This window comes from Ferruginibacter sp. SUN002, assembly GCF_050611725.1.
Taxonomy (GTDB): domain Bacteria; phylum Bacteroidota; class Bacteroidia; order Chitinophagales; family Chitinophagaceae; genus Ferruginibacter.
The window spans coordinates 2644257-2667425 of record NZ_JBODJB010000001.1; the positions used below are offsets into that span (position 1 = coordinate 2644257).

Sequence of the window (23169 nt, forward strand, 5' to 3'; positions counted from 1 at the left end):
GATCTATTTTAAACTTATTCAATATATATGAAGCGTTCTGTAAAAATTTTATGGAGAGTTTTTTGGGGTGGTCTCTTATTTGTTATCCTGATATTCTTATGTGCCAACTTTGGGTTGTTTGGGAAGATGCCTTCTTTGCAGGAACTTGAAAATCCTGAAGCTGATCTTGCCAGTGAAGTTTACACAAATGATGGCAAACTCATGGGTAAATATTATGCAGAGAATAGAAGTGAAGTAAAATACAATCAGATATCCCCAAATATCATTCATGCATTGATCGCAACAGAAGATGAACGCTTCTACGACCACTCAGGCATTGATGCCAAAGCGATCGCAAGAGCTATTCTTAAGTTCGGTACCGATGGTGGTGGTAGTCCTATCACACAGCAATTGGCAAAAATGATGCTGGGTCAGGGACATAAAAATATTATAACTAGGGTTTTAGAAAAGATCAAAGAATGGATCATTGCCGTAAAACTGGAAAAGAATTTTACAAAAGAAGAGATCATCACGCTATACCTTAACAGAGCACCATGGGGCAGTAACTATGGTATCAGAAATGCATCGAAAACTTATTTTCAGAAAGAACCAAGTGAGTTGAATATCGAAGAAGCAGCGATATTAGTTGGTATGCTCAAAGGGTTTATCTACGATCCGATAAGACATCCAGAAGCTTCAAAAAACAGAAGAAATACTGTTTATGAAAGAATGGTTGAATGTAAGCAACAATACCTTACTGCTGCACAAGCTGCAATTTTGAAGCCAAAGCCATTAACTACCAATTATAAAAAGCCGGATGAGAATGTAGGTATTGCTCCTTATTTCCGTGCAGTTTTAGCAGACAAAATGAAAGAATGGTGTAAAACACACAAGAACACAAAAACCGGAGAAAATTACGATCTGTACAGAGATGGTTTAAAGATCTATACAACCATTAATTCTTCTATGCAACAATATGCTGAAGAATCTGTTGCTCAGCATATGCCCATCATTCAGAAAAAATTAGATTGGTTACTCAAGAACAATGGAGCAAGAATGTGGAAAGGTCGTGAGGGCATCATTGAGTCTGCAATGAAAAATACAGAAAGATGGAGAAGCTTAAAAGAGGATGAATTAAAAGACGAAGACATCAAAAAAACATTTTACATTCCAGTAAAAATGAAGGTTTTTGCATGGAATGCAAAAAGAGAACTAGATACTGTGATGACTCCGTATGATTCTATAAAATACCACAAACAGATTATGCAAACATCTTTTGCTGCAATGGACCCCTTCAGTGGCGAAGTAAAATGTTGGGTTGGCGGCATTGATTTCAGATGGTTTAAATTCGACCATGTTACTACCATGCGTCAGGTGGGTTCAACATTCAAACCACTGTTATATACATTAGCTGTACAGGATGCCGGCTATACTCCACAAACATCCATAGCCGGCGGAACTATTTGCCTTGGCGGCAAATGTATTACAGGTGGTGCAGGTACAATGGCGTATTGTTTAGCACATTCCAAAAATGCTGCTGCCTATCGACTAATGCAGATTGTTGGTGTGAATAAGCTGGTAGAGTTTTCTCATAATTGTGGTATTACTGTTAAGATACCTCCCTATCCCTCCATTGCTTTAGGATCAGCCGAAATTCCGATGTTACAAATGTTGCAAGCTTATACCATGTTCCCGAATAAAGGATATAATACTCAGCCTTTATTTATCAGCAGAATTGAGGATAAGAATGGCAACCTGCTACAAGAATTCAGAACAGAAACAAAACAATTGATCAATGAAGGCGATGCCTATACAATGGTTAAATTAATGCAGGGTGTTGTGCAATTTGGAACCGGTCGTTCGTTAAACAATTATGGTATAGATGCAGAGAAAGCAGGTAAAACAGGAACTACTAATGATAACACAGATGGATGGTTCATTGGCTATACTCCGGAATTATTGGCCGGCACATGGGTTGGTTGCGATGACCCCTTTATCAGGATCTACGCAGGTACAAGTGGTGGTAATGAAATGGCCTTACCTAAATGGGGTTATTTTATGAAGAAGGTATATGACGACAGAAAATTGCCGTACGGCAAAATGCCTAAGTTTGAAATCCCAGCAGTTTTGAGCAATGACCCTATTTATGCAGATCAGAATTTTGCCGCAATTGTAAATCAGGATGACGGATATACTGCACCGGATGTAGGCAATGGCGATGCAGGTGATTTTATTATTGATGAGCCCATGCCGGACGATATCTCTGCACCGTTGATTCCTGTTGATACTAATAAACAAGGTCCGGGCAAAAAAACGGATGATAAAAAAATAACTCCTCCTGCTATTAAACCTGATGACAAAAAAAAAGTCAGTAGTACTAAAGCAAACTCAGGCACTAATGAATATTAGCGCATTATAAATTTACCGGGAACGTTATCGTAAATGATCTGTTAAAGAACAAAAAATATCCAACAGGTTATTTACTTTTACGGAACAAAAAAAAGCCAACATGAAAAAATTAATTTTTACTTCTTTGCTCGTAGGAGCCCTTGCAGTAACATCTTTTGCACAAAATGGCACCCCACTTACAAAAGAAGAGAAAGCAGCTCAAAAAGCAAAGAAAGAAGCAGATTTAACTTCGGCCTTAATTGAAACAGGTTTAACTGCTGATCAGCAAACTGCAGTAAGAGAAACTCTGGAAGAAGCAGAAGAAAAAAATAAGGAAATAAAAAAGAACGACGCCTTAACCGATGCAGAAAAAACAGCTAAAAAAGATGAGGTAAACAGTGCCAAAAATGACAAATTAAAACAGATCATGGGTGCTGAAAAATTCAAAGTTTGGAGCGCTATTCGAAAAAAACAAAAAGAAGCAACTGCTGCTCCTGCCACTAATTAATTAAAAAAAGTTTTATTCAAATAAAAAAGGTCAACTAATGTTGACCTTTTTTATTTGAATTGGTTTTACAATATTATAATTGACCTGATAATAATTGCTATTCAATTTTGTTATTTGAAGACCTGCACCTTCTTTGTTTGAATAACATCATCTCCTAATATTACTTTCAGATTATACACTCCACTTGGCATTACACCCAGTTGTATTGTTTCCACTTCACGAGCATTGGTGAAATTTTTACTCATCATCACCTGACCGACCATATTGTACATTTCAACCCTTACTTTCTTAGTAACATACTCTTCAGGAATCAAAACGTTAACATAGGTCTTAGCCGGATTCGGATAAACCTGAATGTCTTTAACCTTTTTCACTTGAATCACATCGGAGTAACTAATCACATTGTCCTTATCATCTACCACTTTTACTCTGTAGTAATTGGTTCCGGCTACTTGCTTGTTATAAGTATACTGATAAGTGGTTTTTTGAGGAAGATCAATTTTCATGATCGATTTAAAGTTAATGCCGTTAGCACTTTCTTCAATAACGATCTGATTTGATTTTGAAGGATTAGTAACCCTCACATCTAGTTGCGCTCTTTCATTATTTACTTTTGCAGTAAAGCTGCTGACTTTAGCATAGGAAGCAGTGCAATCAGATAATGTTAAAGAGCCTTCGCTATTCAATACTTCTTGTCCATTAATTTTCGTTACAAAAGTATAAATACAATTTGGAGACAAAGGACTTCCTTCGATAGATTTTGTATTATACTTCACCGAAAGTGTGTACGTTGCCCCAGGTGTTGCACCGGTTATACATACCCTGCCATTACCACGAGTGATCGTAACACCATTAGCTATTCTGTTACAATTATCATCAAACAACAATATCTGATTTCCCTGATGGATCTCAAACAATTCCAATCCACAGTTATTCGATTGTATAACATCAATACAGAATGTAGCTGACGGAGCTATCAGATTAGTATAATAGAAGAAAACACCCGGTGTAGCCACAGATATCACATTGTTGTAGGATTTATAACATATCTCACTCATCGCCTCTCCTGTTCCGCTATTATAATCAGAACATTGTGTTTGAGTGTGATAAATATGCTGGCCACAATTTAACGGTACCGGATCTACCTTAGCAGATACCTGCGAAGACGTGCATCCATAAATGCTCTTCGTAGTTACATTATATGTAACACCGGGTGTTAATCCCGTAAAGGTTGGACTTGACTGATAATTTTCGCCATCAATACTGTACGTGTAACCACTTCCAAGTGGTGCAGTAACAACTATTGTACCTGTTTGTATTTGACAGCTAGGCTGCGTTACAGTAACTGAAGGCGGTACACCATACCTGATTGTCAAGTGCAACGTATCTGCAGAAGGACATCCAACTTGGTTGGTATAGTAATAAATATAATCACCACTTTGTGTGTACACTGTGCCTTTCCAGGTATAGCTTTCACAAGCTGATTTAGTTTCTGCATTGTGTGAACCATACTTGATTGTCAAGTGCAGTGTATCTGCTGATGGGCAACCAACCTGGTTGGTATAGTAATAAATGTAATCGCCACTTTGAGTGTATGTTGTTCCTTTCCAGGTATAGCTTTCACAAGCCGATTTTGTTTCTGCATTGTGTGAACCATACTTGATTGTCAAGTGCAGCGTATCTGCTGATGGGCAACCAACCTGGTTGGTATAGTAATAAATGTAATCGCCACTTTGAGTGTATGTTGTTCCTTTCCAGGTATAACTTTCGCAAGCCGATTTTGTTTCTGCATTGTGTGAACCATACTTGATTGTCAAGTGCAGCGTATCTGCTGATGGGCAACCAACCTGGTTGGTATAGTAATAAATGTAATCGCCACTTTGAGTGTATGTTGTTCCTTTCCAGGTATAGCTTTCACAAGATGATTTGGTTTCTACATTGTGACTGCCGTATTTAATTGTCAAATGCAAAGTATCTGCAGATGGGCAACCAACCTGGTTGGTATAGTAATAAACATAATCACCGCTTTGGGTGTATGTTGTTCCTTTCCAGGTGTAACTTTCGCAAGCTGATTTAGTTTCTGCATTGTGTGAACCATACTTGATTGTCAAGTGCAGTGTATCTGCTGATGGACAGCCAACCTGGTTAGTATAGTAATAAATGTAATCGCCACTTTGAGTGTATGTTGTTCCTTTCCAGGTATAGCTTTCACAAGCCGATTTTGTTTCTGCATTGTGTGAACCATACTTGATTGTCAAGTGCAGTGTATCAGCTGATGGGCATCCAACCTGATTGTTATAATAATAAATATAATCGCCGCTTTGCGTATACACTGTTCCTTTCCAGGTATAGCTTTCACAAGCCGATTTTGTTTCTGCATTGTGTGAACCATACTTGATTGTCAAGTGTAGCGTATCTGCTGATGGGCAACCAACCTCGTTAGTATAGTAATAAATGTAATCGCCACTTTGGGTGTATGTTGTTCCTTTCCAGGTATAGCTTTCACAAGCTGATTTAGTTTCTGCATTGTGACTGCCGTATTTAATTGTCAAATGCAAAGTATCTGCAGATGGGCAACCAACCTGGTTGGTATAGTAATAAACATAATCACCGCTTTGGGTGTATGTTGTTCCTTTCCAGGTATAGCTTTCACAAGCTGATTTAGTTTCTGCATTGTGACTGCCGTATTTAATTGTCAAATGCAAAGTATCTGCAGATGGGCAACCAACCTGGTTGGTATAGTAATAAACATAATCACCGCTTTGGGTGTATGTTGTTCCTTTCCAGGTGTAACTTTCACAAGCCGATTTTGTTTCTACATTATGACTACCGTATTTAATTGTCAGATGCAAAGTATCTGCAGAAGGACATCCAACTTGGTTTGTGTAATAATAAATATAATCACCGCTTTGCGTATACACTGTTCCTTTCCAGGTATAGCTTTCACACGCTGATTTAGTTTCTGCATTATGTGAACCATACTTGATTGTCAAGTGCAGTGTATCAGCTGATGGACAGCCAACCTGGTTAGTATAGTAATAAATGTAATCGCCACTTTGGGTGTAAGTTGTTCCTTTCCATGTGTAACTTTCACAAGCTGATTTTGTTTCTGCATTATGTGAACCATACTTGATTGTCAAGTGCAGTGTATCAGCTGATGGGCATCCAACCTGATTGTTATAATAATAAATATAATCGCCACTTTGAGTATACACTGTGCCTTTCCAGGTATAGCTTTCACAAGCTGACCTTGTCTCTGAAACATGAGAACCATACTTGATCGTTAAATGCAGTGTATCAGCTGATGGGCATCCAACCTGATTGTTATAATAATAAATATAATCGCCACTTTGCGTATACACTGTGCCTTTCCATGTGTAACTTTCACATGCAGACCTTGTTTCTGCATTGTGTGAACCATACTTGATTGTCAAGTGTAGCGTATCTGCTGATGGGCAACCAACTTGATTGGTATAGTAATAAATGTAGTCGCCACTTTGTGTATACACTGTGCCTTTCCATGTGTAACTTTCACATGCAGATCTTGTTTCTGAAACATGAGAGCCATACTTAATGATTAAATGCAATGTATCCGCAGAAGGGCATCCAAACTGATTATTATAGTAGTAGATATAATCACCACTTTGGGTATAAACAGATCCCTTCCAAGTGTAACTTTCACATGCAGACCTTGTTTCCGAAACATGAGAGCCATACTTAATGGTTAAATGCAATGTATCCGCAGAAGGGCATCCAAACTGATTATTATAGTAGTAGATATAATCACCACTTTGGGTATAAACAGTTCCTTTCCAAGTGTAACTTTCACATGCTGATCTTGTTTCTGAAACATGAGAGCTATACTTAATGGTTAAATGCAATGTATCCGCAGAAGGACAACCATACTGGTTATTATAGTAGTAGATATAATCACCACTTTGGGTGTATATATTACCATACCAGGTATAGCTCTCACAAAATACATAGGTATATGCATTGAAGGTTCCTTTTCTAATGGTCAAATGTAATGTATCGGCTGACGGACAACCGTTCAAACAATTATAATAGTAAATATAATCTCCACTCTGAGTATAAGTCGTACCATGCCAAGTATAACTATTACAAGCAACCTGTGTTTCTGCAAAATGAGTGCCTTTATTTATAGTCAAATACATTGTATCGGCAGATGCACATCCATACTGATTGTTATAGTAATAGATATATTTTCCACTCGAAGTATAAACAGTACCATGCCATGTGTAACTATCACATACTATTGTAGTTTGTGAATTGTAAGTCCCTTTGTTAATTGTTAGATATAATGTGTCGGCAGAAGGACAGCCCGCTTGATTGAAATATGGATAGACATACTTACCACTTTGCATATATACAATGCCATGCCAGATATAACTATCGCAAGCTGATTTTGTTTCCGTATTGAAACTACCTTTTTTTATAGTTAAGTGTAATGTATCGGCAGATGGGCAAGTTGATTGGTTGTAATAATATATATAGTCGCCACTCTGCGTATATACATTACCGTGCCAGGTATAACTATTACAAACTACCTGCGTTTCTGCATTGTGTGTTCCATTAGTGATTGTCAAGTGCAAAGTATCTGCAGAAGGGCATCCTGCCTGACAAGTATAATAATAAATATAATCACCGCTTTGAGTGTAAGTTGTTCCATGCCAGATATAGCTTCCACATGCAGATCTTGTTTCAGCATTATGCGTACCATAATTGATAGTTAGATGTAAGGTATCTGCAGACGGACAACCGTACTGATTTGTATAATAATAGATATAGTTACCGCTTTCTGTGTATACAGTACCCTTCCAGGTATAACTATCACATGCCGATTTAGTTTCTGCATTATGAGTACTCTTATTGATTGTCAAATGTAGTGTATCAGATGAAGGACAACTAGCTTGACAACAGATGTAGTAATAAATATAATCACCACTTTGTGTGTACACAGTCCCACGCCAACTATAGCTATCACAGGCAGTATGCGTTTCCGTTATGTGAGATCCACTGTTTACGGTTAACTTAAGTGTAGCAGCACTATCACATCCTGCTTTGTTGATCAAATGAACTATATAAGTGCCTGCAGCATTGTAGCTAACATTATTCCATAGATATGGCAATTCAGTAGAACAAATAGTTATATTAGTAGTAGAACTTGTGGGTACACAAGGCACAAGGAATCCTGCATCAATTGTCAAATTACTTTGCCCTCCACTTAAAGTAATGCCTGTTACCACTCCATTCACCGGATCACTATCCTTTGCATCGTCTCCACCTTGATTAGAAGTAGTTGGTACATACCCGTTAGGCGTTGTAAAAGTAACTGTATAAACTCCGGGAGCAAGACCACAGAAAAGATATCCACCATTTGCATCAGTATTCATTGTTGCCATTGCTCCGTTTGGATAAGTAAGTGTTACTGAAACTCCTGGTATTCCCGGCTCTCCGGCATCCTGAACACCATTGCCGTTTTTATCATCCCAAACAAAATCACCTAAACAAACTGCTCCCTTCAATCCAAAATCAAGCGTAAGATTTCCATTCGCTCCATCACCGTCTGTAGTAGGTTCTCCATTAGATGTAAGCGTTATGAAATTACTACGTATCTCTCCCGAAACAGTTGCAATACCATTATTGTCAAGATTGTTATCACTATTTGGATTGGTGCTTGTAGCTGTATTAACCGAATTAGTATAACCGGTTGGAATAACTACTCCAACAATATAATTTCCGGCTGCAAGATTGGTAAAAGAATAATTACCACTAGCATTAGTTGACGTGCTAGCTATTGCTGCACCATCCGGAACATTATTGCCATCGGAATCAGTATATAAGTTTACAGTGGCTCCAATTATTACCGGCTCGCCGGCATCCTGAAGCCCATTGATATTTTGATCGTACCAAACATAGTCACCTAAATTCAATTTTGGCAAAACATAACCTGCGTCTATTGTCAGATTATTTTGACCTTCGGCAAGTGATACGGATACTACTCCACTATTAGGATCACTATCTTTAGTATCATCTCCTCCCTGATTAGAAGTAGTTGGCGCATAACCGGACGGTGTAGTAAAAGTCACTGTATAGTTTCCCTGGCCAAGATTACTAAATAAGTAGTATCCATTAGCGTTAGTGGTGGTACTTACAGTTGAACCATCAGGTTTAGTTAGCGTAACAATCACATTAGGAATTCCCGGCTCACCTACCTCCTGTACGCCGTCGTTATCCAAATCATGCCAGACATAATCTCCTATTGAACCATCATTACATGGTGTTTGTGTAACAACTTCGGTATTGTTTCCTGTTTTACTGGGACTAGCATGTACAGAAGCAACTACAGGGAAACCAAATCCTGCAGCACCAAACACCGATTTTTTAACTGTCACTTCATACCATACATCAAATATCCAATTTGGGTAAGAAGCATTAGGTGTATAATTTGCATCAGTTGGAGGTGAATTTGTAGTAAGGACATAACCAAAATTATTAAAGTTAATATCCATAGAAGTTCTGAAATTTAATACATCAGATGCTAAGCCAATAGTAGGATTATTACCATCACCACCAAATCCAAGTGTTGCATATCCTGAAGGAGCAGTTGAACTAACCGTTGTTGAACTGATATAATCTTGCTGAAATTTTAATTTTTCAATACCATTTGCATCCCTAATAGACCAGGTTAAATTATCTGAACCGGTCAGATTACCGAAAGTATGTCCGCTTGGCCAGCCTATAGCGCCAGTACCATAAGTATTATCAACAAAGGTTTTTGCAAATGTTGTTCTTATTGTTACGGTTTCGTCATTCACATTGGCTGTCCATGTACTTTTTGCCCAAACAATTGAAGTATTTCCAGCGAAGCAAACCTTACCCCCATCCGGAGGCAGAATTGGGTTATACAACCCTATATCGTAAGTTGTGTTGGTATTATTATCTACACCTGAAGGCTCCCCACCTTCTACAAGTGTAATAGTATAACCAATAGCTTCTCCATTGTACACTTTTATACCGTTGTTATCTTCGTCAATATTATTATCAGGATCTCCACCATTAATTACAGTTATTGCCAATGGAGCCGGAATTAATGCTCCAACAATATAATTCCCGGGATATAGGTTAACAAAGGAATAAAGCCCATTTGCATCCGTTTGTGTAACACCAATAAAAGCCCCGTCAGGTGCATTATCAGCATTGTCATCTTTGTAAAGATGTACGGTTGTAAAAGTAATCGGCTCATCTCCTACATCATACTTACCACTTCTATTTTTGTCTAAAAACACCCTATTACCCAGAGTAAGAACGGCCCAGGTTACTTTATCTCCCTTGACTATTTTACCCGGATTTTCGGAAGATATCTTTGAAGCTCCACTATTTTTATTCATTTCTTTTGCTTGCAACCCTGTGCAAAAGGAAAGAAACACAAATAATAAAAAGATTGATTTACTTTTTGTGATAGCATGGCTGAATGATTGGACCAATTTAGATCTGCGGACCATTGACGAAGTTTCCATATTCTACTATTTAGGTATAAAAAAGTTTGTTTCAAATTATGTCTCAACCTTGTACTGAATACTTAATTGAAGACCTTCTTAGGAAAAATAAATTGGAAATTCTTAGAATAGTTATTCTGGTGGTTAAACAGATACTGGCTTAAATGAACATGAACAAATATGTATGGTTAGATCATAACAATCGGACGCAAGCAGGGTTTCTGATTTTTTTTATAATAAACAAAGGACAGCCTAAAAAACTTACAATCAGGCAAATACAAGATGATACACAGGACCTTGGAAGGAAAAATAAATTTTTGAGAGGGATGTTTAGTTTAGCACTGGTTTTAAAACGGATAAACGAACTTTAACAAGATATTGTCATTTTTCTTTATTTCCAAATTTTGATTGGCAATATTTAAAAAATATCTAAACCAATCTTAGTGAGATAATTAAAAAAGCCGCAAATTCTCATTTACGGCTTTTTTATGCTCTTAGTGACCGCGTTAGGATTCAAACCTAAAACCTTCTGATCCGTAGTCAGATGCTCTATTCAGTTGAGCTACGCAGCCAATGGGGTGCAAAAATATAAAATTATTTTATACTGCCCAAGTCTTTATGCATTTTCAGCTATAAATTGCGGTATGAAACTTCATTTCTGGACGATTGGTAAAGCTCACGAACCCTATGTAAAAGAGGGCGTTGAGCTATTTACCAAACGAATCAACAACTACTTCCCTTCAGAATGGAGTATTATTGCTCCTCCAAAAAATGCAGCCTCATTATCGGAAATAGAACTAAAAAAGAAAGAAGGCGAGATCATTCTGAACAATCTGCAAAAAGATGATTATTTGGTGCTTTTAGATGAAAGGGGCAAACAAATGTCCAGCGAAACCTTTGCATCTTTCATTCAATCAAGAGCAAACGAAAGTGTAAAAAATGTCATCTTTCTAATTGGAGGCGCTTACGGCGTTAGTGACGATATCATGAAAAGGGCTAATTATAAATGGGGAGTATCTCAACTGGTTTTTCCTCATCAATTAGTAAGATTAATTTTGGCCGAGCAAGTTTACAGAGCATGTAGCATTATAAGAAATGAAAAATACCATCATAGTTAATTTCAATTTTAAGACAATATTTTATGAACGAATTTACACTCTTCCCTGTAACCTTTTCAATTATAGCCATTACCGTACTAACTACTTTGCTTGGATTCAATAGCCAGGATATCAGATCAAAAGCATTGTTCTATCCTTATCAAATGACCGGCCCCTCACAGTATTACAGATTTTTTAGCCATGGATTGATACATGCCGATTACGTACATCTGTTCTTTAATATGTTTACACTTTATTCTTTTGGAAGAGTTGTAGAGATCTTTCTTTTTACAAAAACGGAGTATGTGATACTCTATGTATCTGCACTTGCTGCATCTTCTATCTTTGATTTTTTCAGAAACAGAAAGAATTATAATTATGCAGCTTTAGGTGCTTCGGGTGCTGTTTCGGCTGTGGTTTTCGCCACACTCATATTTGATCCTTGGGAAAAAGGCATCGCATTATTCGGACTGCCCTTTTTAGCTATACCCAATATTTTATTTGCTATTTTGTATATATGGTTTTGCGCTTACATGGACAAGAGAGGAAAAGACAATATCGGCCACAATGCCCATCTGTGGGGTTCGGTTTATGGTTTCTTATTAACTGCGGTATTAAAACCTGACTTATTCAAATCGTTCATCGATAAACTTATGCATCCGCATTTTTAAGTCGGAACAAGATAGTGTTTTTTGTAGAAGTAGTTATCTTAAACCGATCATCTATACGCATCCCAACTACCCAAACAATCTTTTTGTTCATTTCTACTACCCAGACTTTTTCTTTTTCTATCAGAGATAATTTTTGATCAATAAAAAATCGGCTGAGCTTTTTCTTCTTTGTCATTCCCAACGGATAGAAATAATCTCCTTGCTTCCACTTACGCAGTAATAATGGGAATTGAATTTTATCATGATCCAACTGAGCAACAAAAGCATCTTTTGAAATGGAAGGTGGAATATTTTCTTTTTTTTCTATTTGTAATACGCCAAGTTCAAATTGCAAATTATTGTCACCTGTCTCGATCAGAATATTGGCAGCATCAATGGTCTTATTCGGAGAGATGATCAACCATTTTCTATTATTGATAATGCGATGTGTTTGAGATTGTACATATTTACCACTCTCACTTTGTAACAATGCAACTACTTCTTCTGTTTGTAAGGAAGTAAAACCAAAATCCTTGATCATTTCGTACAACACAGTTACCAAGGGTTTTACTTGTAACATTTTAAGAACAGGAATAAAATACTCGTTCCCTTTCTGAATCATCAATTTTTTCTTTTGCAGATCGATGGATTCTTTATACAAGATTTCTACCTCACGAAATCTTTCGATATTATTTAAAATATTTTGCTGCGCTTTCGGAAAAACTTTCTCAACACCGGGAATTAAAATATTTCTGAAATAATTTCTGGTATAATCACTTTCGGCATTTGTACTATCCGCAACAAATGATAAATTATTTTCAGTCGCAAAATTGATGATAGCTTTTTTATTTGCAAATAAAAGCGGACGAATAATTTTATCTTTTTTCGGTAGAATACCGTGCAACCCTTTGATACCGGTACCTCTGAAGAAATTCATCAACACGGTTTCAATATTATCGTCTGCATGATGAGCTGTAAGAATGTAATGACGTCCGACCACAGACGACTGGCGTCTGTCGTGTGTGGTCAATTCTGCAAACCACTCATACCTCAAATCTCTTGCAGTTTCTTCAATCCCTTTCTTTAGTTGCTGAGCTATTGCGGTTGTATCAAACTGTTTTACAAAAAAATCAACTTTATACTTTTCTGCAAGTCCTTTTACAAAAGCTTCATCTTTATTACTATTATCTCCCCGCAATTTAAAATTGCAATGGGCAATTGAAAATTCGTATCCGGCCATATAACATAGTTCACAGAGCACAACAGAATCTACTCCCCCGCTTACTGCAAGTAGCAGTTTATCCTTTTGTTGAAAAAGATTATTCTTTTTAATATATGCAATAAATTGTTCTAACAAATCCATGATCTAAGTTTAATAATCCATCAAATCTTCATATGCCCCCTGTAATTCATTATAAGAATGATTATCGCCTGCTCTTTTAGCTTCCATCATACCACGTTCATATATCTTGATGGCTTTTGCTGTCTCACCTACTCTTTCTAATAATTTTCCAAGATGATAATACGATCCTACATAGGTTGGCTCTCTCAACAAAATTTCGTTAAACAGGTTTCTGGCTTCATCATCATTGCCAATTTTTATATACTCCAAAGCCAATGCATGTTGCAAAAAACTGTCTTTATCATTGGCAGCCAGGAATTCTTTTAATTTGCTTATTCTATCCATAAATACATCGTATATCTTTCCAAAAAATTATCAATTATTATTTATCTCTTATTAATTATTCCCCTAACTTTGTTATTAGTTGCATAAACAACTTATTTTTTATTCTAAACGTTTTGCATATGAAGATCTTAGTTTGTATTAGTAAAACGCCGGATACAACGGCAAAAATAGCCTTCACAGATAACAATACGAAATTTGCTACAGACGGTGTGCAATGGATACTCAATCCATATGACGAATGGTATGCTTTGGTAAGGGCTATTGAACTCAAAGAAGCCGACCCAGCAACAAGTATCCATTTGATCACAGTTGGCTCCGCAGATGTTGAACCTATTATCAGAAAAGCTCTTGCTTTGGGTGGCGACGAAGCCATCAGGGTAAATGCAGACAGTCATGATAGCTACTACATAGCTTCGCAAATTGCAGCTGTTGCAAAAGAGGGCAACTACGACCTTATTTTCACCGGTAAAGAAACAATTGATTACAACGGATCTTCTATTGGCGGAATGGTTGCCGAACTGTTAGATCTTCCTTATGTATCACTTGCAACAAAATTCAATCTGGAAGGGAATAATGCAATTATAGATCGTGAAATTGAAGGCGGTGAAGAAACCAATAAAGTTACACTACCCGTTATCGTTAGTTGTCAGAAAGGTATGGCTGAGCAGCGTATTCCAAACATGAAAGGGATCATGGGGGCAAGAACCAAGCCCTTAAAAGTAGTGGATCCAATTGCAACAGAACCATTAACAAGCGTAGCTTCTTTTGACCTTCCTCCGGCTAAAGCTGGCGTTAAATTAATAAGTGCCGATAATCCCGAAGAATTGGTAAAACTACTTCATGAAGAAGCAAAAGCATTTTAATTTATTAATTTTCAATTTATTTGTATGAGCATACTAGTTTTCTTAGATCAATCAGAAGGACAAATAAAAAAATCGTCGTTAGAGGCGGCGGCTTACGGAGCAAAAATTGCCGAACAAACCGGTACTACGGCCGATGCAATTATATTAGGCAATGTTACTGATGACCTTACACAACTGGGTAAATACGGCATTAAAAAAGTACATAGTGTTTCGAATGATTCAGTGAATCATTTAGATGCACAAGTGTTTACAAAAATATTGGCCGAAGCAGCTACATCATTGGGGGCTACTGTAGTAGTGATGTCAAATAATTTTAGCGGCAAGGCCATTGCACCAAGATTGAGTGTAAGGTTGAAAGCAGGATTAGTTTCCGGTGCTGTTGCGTTACCGAACACAAGCAATGGTTTTGTCGTAAAGAAAAATGTTTTCAGCGGAAAAGCATTTGCAAATATTTCTGTGAACACTCCTGTTAAGATCATTGCATTAAATCCAAATTCTTATACCGTTACAACAATCGATGGTGCTGCAGAAGTTGCTGCTTTTGCTGCAACTGTCGACACACCAAAAGTTCAGGTAACAGCAACCAATAAAGTTGTTGGAGAAATCCCGTTATCGGAAGCAGAAATAGTAGTCAGCGGTGGCCGTGGGTTAAAAGGACCCGAAAACTGGGCATTGGTTACGGATCTTGCAAAAGCACTTGGAGCAGCAACCGCATGTAGTCGCCCTGTTGCCGATAGTGATTGGAGACCACACCACGAGCATGTGGGTCAAACAGGCCTTGCTATTGCACCCAACCTATATATTGCCATTGGCATTTCAGGTGCTATACAACATTTAGCCGGTGTAAACAGAAGTAAAGTAATTGTTGTAATAAATAAAGATCCTGAAGCTCCATTCTTTAAAGCTGCGGATTATGGTATTGTTGGTGATGCATTTGAAGTGGTTCCGAAAATTACAGACGCAATAAAGAAATTAAAAGGTTTGTAAAAGCAACGTATATACATTGTATTTAACCCGTTATAATAGTCTATAACGGGTTATTTTTTACATATGATTCAATATGGATTTAACTAGAAACGAATTATTACAGAAAAGTAATTATCAACTATAAAAAACTACACCATTCAATACCTCAGCAATCATCAGAAAACCCTAATTTTGTTTGCATAAATTATAGTAGATTCGCAGGTAGTTATGAAGAAAATAGAGCTGGAAATAGTAGCATTATCTCACAGTATTACTCAATCTCACTCTTACGCAGTTGTGTTGGGTGAAGTAAATGGTCTGCGTCGCTTACCAATTGTCATTGGCGGTTTTGAGGCCCAAGCCATTGCCGTAGCATTGGAACGCATGCAACCCAGTCGCCCCCTCACCCACGACCTGATGAAGAATTTCATGATGGCCTTCAATATTGAATTGCATGAAGTAGTGATCAACGACCTTCAGGAAGGTATTTTCTTCAGTAAATTAGTTTGCAGTACTCAACATGATACTGTAGAGATCGACTCCAGAACATCGGATGCATTAGCTTTAGCCATCAGGTTCGGCTGTCCGATATTTACTTACGATACCATTTTAGACAATGCCGGCATACTGATGGAAGCGGATGAAAAAAAGAAAAAGAATATAGCCGCTCCCGTTACGGCCGATATTGCACCTGAAAATGACCTGCATAAACTTTCTTTAGAAGAACTGGATGCACTGCTTACAGAAGTACTTGAACAAGAAGATTATATGAGAGCTATCGCTATCAGAGATGAAATAAAAAGCAGAAAGCGATAGCTTTATATTATTTCAATTCTCAATTCGATAATTAATTTTTAATTATCAATTACTAATTATCAATTAAAAATGGTTGTTTTCCCAAATTGTAAAATAAATCTCGGCCTGAGAATATTGGATAAAAGAGCCGATGGATTTCACAATCTGGCAACCATCTTCTACCCCATCAAACTAAACGATGCTCTTGAAGTCATTAAATTTGACAAAGCTTCTACCGATATTGAATTTACATCTTCCGGAAATATAGTAGACGTAGATATTGCCAACAACATTTGCGTAAAAGCATATCATTTGCTTAAAAAAGATATACCGCAATTACCTTCAGTTAAAATGCACCTGCACAAATCGATTCCCATGGGGGCCGGATTAGGCGGCGGATCGGCCGATGGTGCGTTTGCTTTACAACTACTCAATACAAAATTTCAATTAGGCCTTTCTCCCCAACAACTTAGCCATTATGCATTACAGTTAGGGAGCGACTGCCCTTTTTTCATTTTAAATAAACCGTGTATAGCTTCGGGCAGAGGAGAAGTTTTACAACCGATCGATCTCAATCTTTCCGGAAAAACCATTGTTGTCATCAATCCGGGAATTCATATAAATACCGGATGGGCTTTTGGACAGCTTTCCGGCAACCAAAAACTGGCTAACATTGATTTGGATCCTTCCAACTCAACAACCTGGAAAAATGATTTTGAACCGGTCGTCTTTAAAGAATATCCCGAAATAGAAAAAATCAAAGAGCATCTATATAGCTCAGGAGCTTTCTACGCTTCTATGAGTGGTAGTGGTAGTACAGTATTTGGCCTATTTAGTGAAAATACCCCTATTCTTCCTCAATTTCCTGCCCATTACTACTTAAAAACCATTCAAATATGATTTTATGTTAATATTCATTTAAATTGCCCCAATTTTATAAGCGGTTACAGCTTATGAAAGCTTTGTAATAAATTGCACAACAATAAAATCAGACAAATGAATAAAATTTCCTTAGCATTTAGTGCTGCGTTAATGATGACCACTGCGGCATTTGCACAAACTGAAAATGAGGTCCCTAAAAACTGGCACCAGCTAGATAAAGCGACCACTGGTTACTATGGTATTAGTCTTGATAAGGCTTACGAATTTGTAAAAACAAAAAAACTAAAAAGCAAGACAGTAACAGTAGCTGTTATCGACAGTGGTATTGATACTTTACATGAAGATCTGAAGCCTGTTTTATGGGTCAACCCTAAAGAAATTCCTGGCAATGGAAAAGATGATGACAAAAACGGTTATATCGATGATGTACATGGATGGAATTTCATAGGCGGCACAGATGGACGTAATGTAAAAGAAGATAGCTACGAAGCTGCAAGGGTTTACCACAAGCTAAAAGCTAAATATGGTAGTCTGATTCCCGATGAATCAAGTTTAAAAGCTTCGGAAAAAGCGGAAGTTGAAGTGTACAAAAAAGCACAGGCTAAAATTTTAGGTACCGGTGAAGAAGAAGGGGGACCAACAGTTGAAGAATTAAAAGAATTTGAATCCAATGTAACGCATGCCGATAGCATTCTTCAAATTGCAATGGGTAAAAAAGTATTTACCGGAAATGAGTTGAAAGCTTTAAATGCTACAACAGATGAAATAAAAAAAATGAAGGCTGCTTTATACGGAGTAATGGATCGTAACAAGGCTTTGGATCAAACCAACAAAGACTTTGTTGAAGGCTTAAAAGATTATGTTGCAGGAGAAGTAAGAAAAGATGATGCAAAGAAAAATCCACCAAAAGAATTCCGCAAAGAAATTGTAAAAGATAACGAAGCAGATATCAACGATAAATATTATGGTAATAATGATCTGATGGCTTCTACTCCATTCCACGGCACTCACTGCTCAGGTATTATTGGTGCTGTAAGAGATAATGGTAAAGGTGTGAATGGTATTGCAGATAATGTACGTATCATGATGATACGTGCGGTTCCTGACGGAGACGAACATGATAAAGATATTGCAAATGCTATTCGTTATGCAGTAAACAATGGCGCACAGATCATCAGCATGAGTTTTGGTAAAGATTTTTCTCCTGAAAAAAATTGGGTAGATGATGCGGTAAGATATGCTGAAAGTAAAGGTGTATTGTTGGTACATGCTGCAGGTAATGATGCCAAAAACATTGATTCTGCAGACAATTTTCCTAATGCAAATTATATCGATAAAAAAGGAAGAGCAAATACATGGATAACTGTTGGTGCAAGTGGCGACCCTAAAAATGGTGGTCTTACTGCCAACTTCAGCAATATCGGGAAAAAAGAAGTAGATGTATTTGCACCTGGTGTACAGATCTATTCTACTATTCCTGGTGGTGATACATACGGTAGTGCTTCGGGTACAAGTATGGCTTGTCCGGTTGTTGCAGGTACCGCAGCATTTCTGTTAGAATACTTTCCTACATTAAGTGCAAAACAATTGAAATATGTAATTGAAAAAACTGCACAGGCTCCGGATATTGATGTAAAAGTTCCGGGAACGGCAGATGAAATGACTCAATTGAGCAAACTTTCTAAAACCGGCGGTATTGTGAATGCTTATGAAGCTGCTAAATTAGCTGCTACGATAAAAGGCGAAAGAAAAATTACAAAAGTAGTTGCTCCAAAAGTGACTAAAGCCCCGGCAAAAAAGAAAAAATAATAAGGGATTCTAATAAAATACTTTTTAATATTGTCCCGCTATTTAGCGGGACTTTTTTTTAACCTATCAAATTGATGCTATGACAAATATTACTTTAGGAAATTATCCAAAATATGTTCAGGGATATCTTGATCTGGTAAAGGAAGATGATCTGACTACTGCATACAAGAACCAACTACCAGTTATAAAAGAACTGCTTGATAACATCACTGAAGAAAAAGCAAATTACGCCTATGCTCCCGGTAAATGGACAATAAAAGAATTACTTCAACATATTATTGATGCAGAAAGAATTTTCGGATTCAGGGCATTATGTTTTGCTAGAAAAGATACTACTGAATTGCCAGGTTTCGAAGAAGATGATTATGCTTCAAATTCAAACGCCAATTTAAGAACATGGCAAAGTTTAAAAGAAGAGTTCTTTGCTGTACGAACTGCTACAGAAATGCTTTTTAAAAGCTTTACTCCCGAAGCGCTTACGTCAAGTGGTGTTGCTAACCGAAATACATCTTCTGTAATTAGTATAGGTTTTCTAACCGTGGGTCACCTTCAGCATCATATAAATATTTTGAAAGAAAGATATCTATAAAAAAAGCGGCCTATTAAATTGGCCGCTTTTTTATTCTTAAATAAACTATCTGTTAGTTTTTCTTTGCAAGATTTGTTTGGCTGATCATTGTCTGCATTACCTTAAGTGCTTCATCGATATAGACATCAGTTTTAATTCTATCGATGAACAATTTATTCTTTTCAATTTTTTCTTTATCCCCGGTCAATTTAGTTTTATCCACCTCTGTATTTTTTACACTTAATTCTTTCGGCAATTTGGTCAGACTATCCAATTCTTTATACAAGGCTTTCAGCTTTGTTTGTTCTTCTCTGTACTTATCAATATTCAAAGAATATTCCCTGTCGTTGTACTTATCTATCTGAGCAATATTATCCTGTAACTGTTTAAAATTAGGATTATTACTGATCATAGTTCTTGCAGCTAAAACAACTGCATCGGCACTGTATGTGTTTTCTAAAGAGCTATAGTCTGTTTTAGATATTTCATCCCATCCTAAAGCAGTTACATTATCTTTTTCTCTGTACTTAAGCAATTCGTATCTGTCAGGAATAACAACATCAGGAGTAACTCCTTTCAGCTGTGTAGCCCCGCCATTGATACGATAGAATTTTTGCATCGTCATTTTCACAGAGCCAAGGTCTTCAACATCTTTAGCCGATTGACTATACCCTTCCGGATTTAATGGGATGGTGCGTTGTACTGTACCCTTGCCATAAGTAGAACTGCTACCGATAATAATACCACGTTTATAATCCTGAATAGCCGCAGCAAAAATTTCTGATGCGGAAGCACTATTCTCATCAACCATTACTGTTAATGGACCTGCATACTGTATGGTTTTATCCCTGTCTTTCCATACATAAGGCTTTTCATCTCTTCCTTTTACCTGACAAACCGGCCCCTCTTCAATAAACAACCCGGCCATCTTTACAACTTCAGGTAAAGATCCGCCTCCATTGCCACGTAGATCCATAATGATACCGTCAACTTTTTCAGCTTTCAATTTCTCAATCTCCTTTGCTACATCCTGTGAGCATTTAGCCCCTTGCGGATTATCAAAATCCATATAAAATACCGGGAGATAAATATACCCGATCTTATTTTCTCCGTTGATGATCGCACTTTTAGCAAAAGTGTCATCTACTTTTATTTCATCTCTTAAAAGCGATACAACTTTTATGCTGCCATCCACTTTGCGTAATGTCAATCTTACTTCTGTTCCTTTTTCAGCTCCACGTATTAATTTAACTGCATCTTGAACTGAGTAACCGGTTACATCAACAGGCTCTTTTTTACCTTCACCTATTTTTATGATCTCATCATCAGGTTGCAATTCTCCAGATTTCCAGGCCGGACCACCCGTTACCAAACTTGATATTTTTATCTTGTTCTCATCTTCTTTTAATTGAGCTCCTATACCAAAGAAACTACCACTCATTGTTTCAGAAAATGAACGTTGATCAATTGGTGCAAAATAGTCAGTATGCGGATCCATTGTATTGGTGATCGCATTTACAAATTCACTAAACAATTCATCGTTGGTGTTATGATTTGTTAGTGTAGTGAAATAACGTGTGATCTGTTTTTTTGTTTGTGCTCTTGCATCTTTTTCCAATGATACCAGATCCTGTGGCTTAGCTGTTTCAGCAGGTTTGGTAAAAAAATATTTCCCATCTTGAAAAACAACCAATGCCCTATACACACTTTTCGCTCCTTGGTAATTTGCCGGAACTTTGAATGTGTTTTCCGAATCATTAGGGTTTTGTACCGTAGCAATACTTCTGAATGGTTGATCTGCACCGGCTGCCTCTTGTATAATAATGTAGCTGATCTTAGTCTTATAATTATTTGTCCAGCTGATCACCGATTTATTGTTAACCGCTATTTCAGGCAATAATGGCTTGGCAATGGCAGCAGGCTTTTCTTTATTCTTTTCAAACGCAGCCAACATATCAACATACTTGGTTAGTGCAATATATTTTAGACGTTTGCGCCAGAATTCTTTCAGCTCTGCCTCTGTTTTCGTATACTCAATTTTATCGCCGTCCAACACCACTGATTCATCTTTTGTAAAATCGAATGGAGTTGCTAATAGCCCATCCAGAGCAGCGGAAGCTTCTTTCAAACGTTTTGAATAAACATCTACAATTGAATAAAAGGATTCAAGTTTTTTCCCGTGTATCTCATCATCGATCTCTGTTTCATATTTTTTAAATGCATCGATATCTGATTGCAAAAAAATACTTTTATCTCCATCAAGATTTTTCAGGAAAACTTTAAACACATCTTTAGAAAAATTATCATCGATCTTTTTTGGACTGTAGTGCCCCTGTTCTAGTAAAAGCCCTACATTCCTGAGTATGCGTTCATTTTTTGCTTTTGGATTATCCTCATTATCATGTGGGTGAAATGCCAGAAAAAGGCCAGCTCCTGCAAATAAAAAAATCAGCACCAACAATTTGTTCTTCATAATCATATGTTTGATTTTTAACATGGCCTAAAATTAACGCAAAAAACCATGCGGTTATTGGATTGCATGTCATTACACCGTAAATGTTTTCCTAAAATTATATGAGTGGTAAAAAGAAGCCCCTGCATTTACTGCAAGGGCTTTTAACCGGGTAATCGAAGGGGCTCGAACCCTCGACCCTCAGAATCACAATCTGATGCTCTAACCAACTGAGCTACGACTACCGTTTATTGAGGAGTGCAAAAATAATACAAAACAGTTCTTTTTCAAAATAACATTTGATTATTATTTGCTTTTCTTTGCAGCCAAATACTTATAAATGCATTGGACAGGATATCTCCTAACAATTTTATTATCAGCTTTTACGGGCTGGGTTACAACCTGGGTTGCCATTAAAATGCTGTTTCACCCCAGAAATCCTATTAAAATATTCGGGTTTACCATTCAGGGTATCTTTCCCAAAAACCAGCAATTAATTGCACAAAAACTTGGTCAGGTAGTAAGTAAAGAACTCTTATCGTTTGACGAAATAGAACAAAAAGTAACCAACCCGGATAATCTGCAAAAATTAAGACCGGATATTGAGGCACATATCGACAATTTTCTGCGTAATAAATTAAAGGATGTTTTTCCGATGCTCTCCATGTTTATTGGTGATAAAACCATTGGTCAATTAAAAGAAGCATTTCTTAAAGAATTAGAAGACCTATTCCCTATTTTGATGAAAAGTTACATGGGTAAATTGCAGCACGACCTTGATCTTGAAAAAATAGTTACCGAAAAAGTGAACAATTTTTCATCAGAAAAACTGGAAGATATTTTGGATCAGATTACCAAAAAGGAGTTTCAGTTCTTAGAGTTCATAGGCGCCTTCTTTGGTTTATTGATAGGCCTTGTACAGGTATTGATATCTGCCATATCATCTTAATGTATTTTATTTTGACTTGCAGTTGTTTACAATGCCTTTGTTTCAAAGAAAAATAA

General features: G+C 37.1%; 15 protein-coding genes and 2 tRNA genes. 11 read left to right on the forward strand and 6 right to left on the reverse strand.

Features of this window, described 5'->3' with window-relative positions; genetic code table 11:
• The first annotated feature begins 27 nt into the window (after positions 1-27).
• Positions 28-2388, forward strand: a complete 2361-nt coding sequence (locus ACQ33O_RS11470; RefSeq protein WP_430995727.1) for a transglycosylase domain-containing protein — start codon at positions 28-30, stop codon at positions 2386-2388.
• Positions 2389-2488: 100 nt separating this feature from the next.
• Entirely contained in the window at positions 2489-2875 is a 387-nt protein-coding gene (locus ACQ33O_RS11475) for a hypothetical protein (protein WP_430995728.1), read from the forward strand.
• Between the two features lie 110 nt (positions 2876-2985).
• Here the strand turns inward: ACQ33O_RS11475 and ACQ33O_RS11480 are convergent, their stop codons facing one another.
• Entirely contained in the window at positions 2986-10287 is a 7302-nt protein-coding gene (locus tag ACQ33O_RS11480; RefSeq protein ID WP_430995729.1) for an SdrD B-like domain-containing protein, read from the reverse strand.
• A 606-nt stretch (positions 10288-10893) separates the two neighbouring features.
• Positions 10894-10967: transfer RNA gene (locus ACQ33O_RS11485), tRNA-Arg, on the reverse strand.
• Between the two features lie 72 nt (positions 10968-11039).
• On the opposite strand from ACQ33O_RS11485, the gene ACQ33O_RS11490 reads away from it, so the two are divergent.
• Positions 11040-11513 (forward strand): 23S rRNA (pseudouridine(1915)-N(3))-methyltransferase RlmH, encoded by a 474-nt coding sequence (locus ACQ33O_RS11490; RefSeq protein WP_430995730.1) that lies wholly within the window; start codon positions 11040-11042, stop codon positions 11511-11513.
• Between the two features lie 23 nt (positions 11514-11536).
• Entirely contained in the window at positions 11537-12163 is a 627-nt protein-coding gene (locus tag ACQ33O_RS11495) for a rhomboid family intramembrane serine protease (RefSeq protein WP_430995731.1), read from the forward strand.
• Here ACQ33O_RS11495 and tilS read toward each other — a convergent pair.
• Positions 12144-13505, reverse strand: a complete 1362-nt coding sequence (tilS, locus tag ACQ33O_RS11500; protein WP_430995732.1) for a tRNA lysidine(34) synthetase TilS — start codon at positions 13503-13505, stop codon at positions 12144-12146. The two genes, ACQ33O_RS11495 and tilS, sit on opposite strands and share 20 nt — an antisense overlap.
• Positions 13506-13514: 9 nt before the next feature.
• Complete coding sequence (locus ACQ33O_RS11505; protein ID WP_430995733.1) at positions 13515-13829, reverse strand: tetratricopeptide repeat protein; 315 nt, start codon at positions 13827-13829, stop codon at positions 13515-13517.
• A 119-nt stretch (positions 13830-13948) separates the two neighbouring features.
• Here ACQ33O_RS11505 and ACQ33O_RS11510 point away from each other — a divergent pair, with 119 nt between their 5' ends.
• The 6 genes from ACQ33O_RS11510 to ACQ33O_RS11535 all read left to right on the forward strand — a co-directional run bounded on the left by ACQ33O_RS11510 (position 13949) and on the right by ACQ33O_RS11535 (position 19733).
• Positions 13949-14692, forward strand: a complete 744-nt coding sequence (locus ACQ33O_RS11510) for an electron transfer flavoprotein subunit beta/FixA family protein (protein WP_430995734.1) — start codon at positions 13949-13951, stop codon at positions 14690-14692.
• A 24-nt stretch (positions 14693-14716) separates the two neighbouring features.
• Entirely contained in the window at positions 14717-15679 is a 963-nt protein-coding gene (locus tag ACQ33O_RS11515; protein ID WP_430995735.1) for an electron transfer flavoprotein subunit alpha/FixB family protein, read from the forward strand.
• A 207-nt stretch (positions 15680-15886) separates the two neighbouring features.
• Positions 15887-16474: a bifunctional nuclease family protein gene (locus ACQ33O_RS11520; RefSeq protein ID WP_430995736.1), complete on the forward strand. Its 588-nt coding sequence runs from the start codon at positions 15887-15889 to the stop codon at positions 16472-16474.
• 69 nt (positions 16475-16543) lie between these two features.
• Positions 16544-17353 (forward strand): 4-(cytidine 5'-diphospho)-2-C-methyl-D-erythritol kinase, encoded by an 810-nt coding sequence (gene ispE, locus ACQ33O_RS11525; protein ID WP_430995737.1) that lies wholly within the window; start codon positions 16544-16546, stop codon positions 17351-17353.
• A 96-nt stretch (positions 17354-17449) separates the two neighbouring features.
• Positions 17450-19144, forward strand: coding sequence for a S8 family peptidase (locus tag ACQ33O_RS11530; RefSeq protein ID WP_430995738.1), 1695 nt, complete (start codon positions 17450-17452; stop codon positions 19142-19144).
• Between the two features lie 79 nt (positions 19145-19223).
• Positions 19224-19733: a DinB family protein gene (locus tag ACQ33O_RS11535; protein ID WP_430995739.1), complete on the forward strand. Its 510-nt coding sequence runs from the start codon at positions 19224-19226 to the stop codon at positions 19731-19733.
• 52 nt (positions 19734-19785) lie between these two features.
• Here the strand turns inward: ACQ33O_RS11535 and ACQ33O_RS11540 are convergent, their stop codons facing one another.
• Complete coding sequence (locus ACQ33O_RS11540; protein WP_430995740.1) at positions 19786-22185, reverse strand: carboxy terminal-processing peptidase; 2400 nt, start codon at positions 22183-22185, stop codon at positions 19786-19788.
• A 150-nt stretch (positions 22186-22335) separates the two neighbouring features.
• Positions 22336-22409: transfer RNA gene (locus tag ACQ33O_RS11545), tRNA-His, on the reverse strand.
• A gap of 95 nt (positions 22410-22504) precedes the next feature.
• Between ACQ33O_RS11545 and ACQ33O_RS11550 the strand changes: the two genes are divergently transcribed.
• Positions 22505-23113, forward strand: a complete 609-nt coding sequence (locus tag ACQ33O_RS11550) for a DUF445 domain-containing protein (RefSeq protein ID WP_430995741.1) — start codon at positions 22505-22507, stop codon at positions 23111-23113.
• The last annotated feature ends 56 nt before the right edge of the window (positions 23114-23169 follow it).

Coding starts and splice junctions, on each gene's coding strand:
- ACQ33O_RS11520 (WP_430995736.1), top strand. CDS start 15,887: ATGAAGAAAATAGAGCTGGAAATAGTAGCATTATCTCACAGTATTACT.
- ACQ33O_RS11475 (WP_430995728.1), top strand. CDS start 2,489: ATGAAAAAATTAATTTTTACTTCTTTGCTCGTAGGAGCCCTTGCAGTA.
- ACQ33O_RS11480 (WP_430995729.1), bottom strand. CDS start 10,287: ATGAATAAAAATAGTGGAGCTTCAAAGATATCTTCCGAAAATCCGGGT.
- ACQ33O_RS11530 (WP_430995738.1), top strand. CDS start 17,450: ATGAATAAAATTTCCTTAGCATTTAGTGCTGCGTTAATGATGACCACT.
- ACQ33O_RS11535 (WP_430995739.1), top strand. CDS start 19,224: ATGACAAATATTACTTTAGGAAATTATCCAAAATATGTTCAGGGATAT.
- ispE (WP_430995737.1), top strand. CDS start 16,544: ATGGTTGTTTTCCCAAATTGTAAAATAAATCTCGGCCTGAGAATATTG.
- ACQ33O_RS11495 (WP_430995731.1), top strand. CDS start 11,537: ATGAACGAATTTACACTCTTCCCTGTAACCTTTTCAATTATAGCCATT.
- ACQ33O_RS11505 (WP_430995733.1), bottom strand. CDS start 13,829: ATGGATAGAATAAGCAAATTAAAAGAATTCCTGGCTGCCAATGATAAA.
- ACQ33O_RS11550 (WP_430995741.1), top strand. CDS start 22,505: ATGCATTGGACAGGATATCTCCTAACAATTTTATTATCAGCTTTTACG.
- ACQ33O_RS11540 (WP_430995740.1), bottom strand. CDS start 22,185: ATGAAGAACAAATTGTTGGTGCTGATTTTTTTATTTGCAGGAGCTGGC.
- tilS (WP_430995732.1), bottom strand. CDS start 13,505: ATGGATTTGTTAGAACAATTTATTGCATATATTAAAAAGAATAATCTT.
- ACQ33O_RS11515 (WP_430995735.1), top strand. CDS start 14,717: ATGAGCATACTAGTTTTCTTAGATCAATCAGAAGGACAAATAAAAAAA.
- ACQ33O_RS11490 (WP_430995730.1), top strand. CDS start 11,040: ATGAAACTTCATTTCTGGACGATTGGTAAAGCTCACGAACCCTATGTA.
- ACQ33O_RS11470 (WP_430995727.1), top strand. CDS start 28: ATGAAGCGTTCTGTAAAAATTTTATGGAGAGTTTTTTGGGGTGGTCTC.
- ACQ33O_RS11510 (WP_430995734.1), top strand. CDS start 13,949: ATGAAGATCTTAGTTTGTATTAGTAAAACGCCGGATACAACGGCAAAA.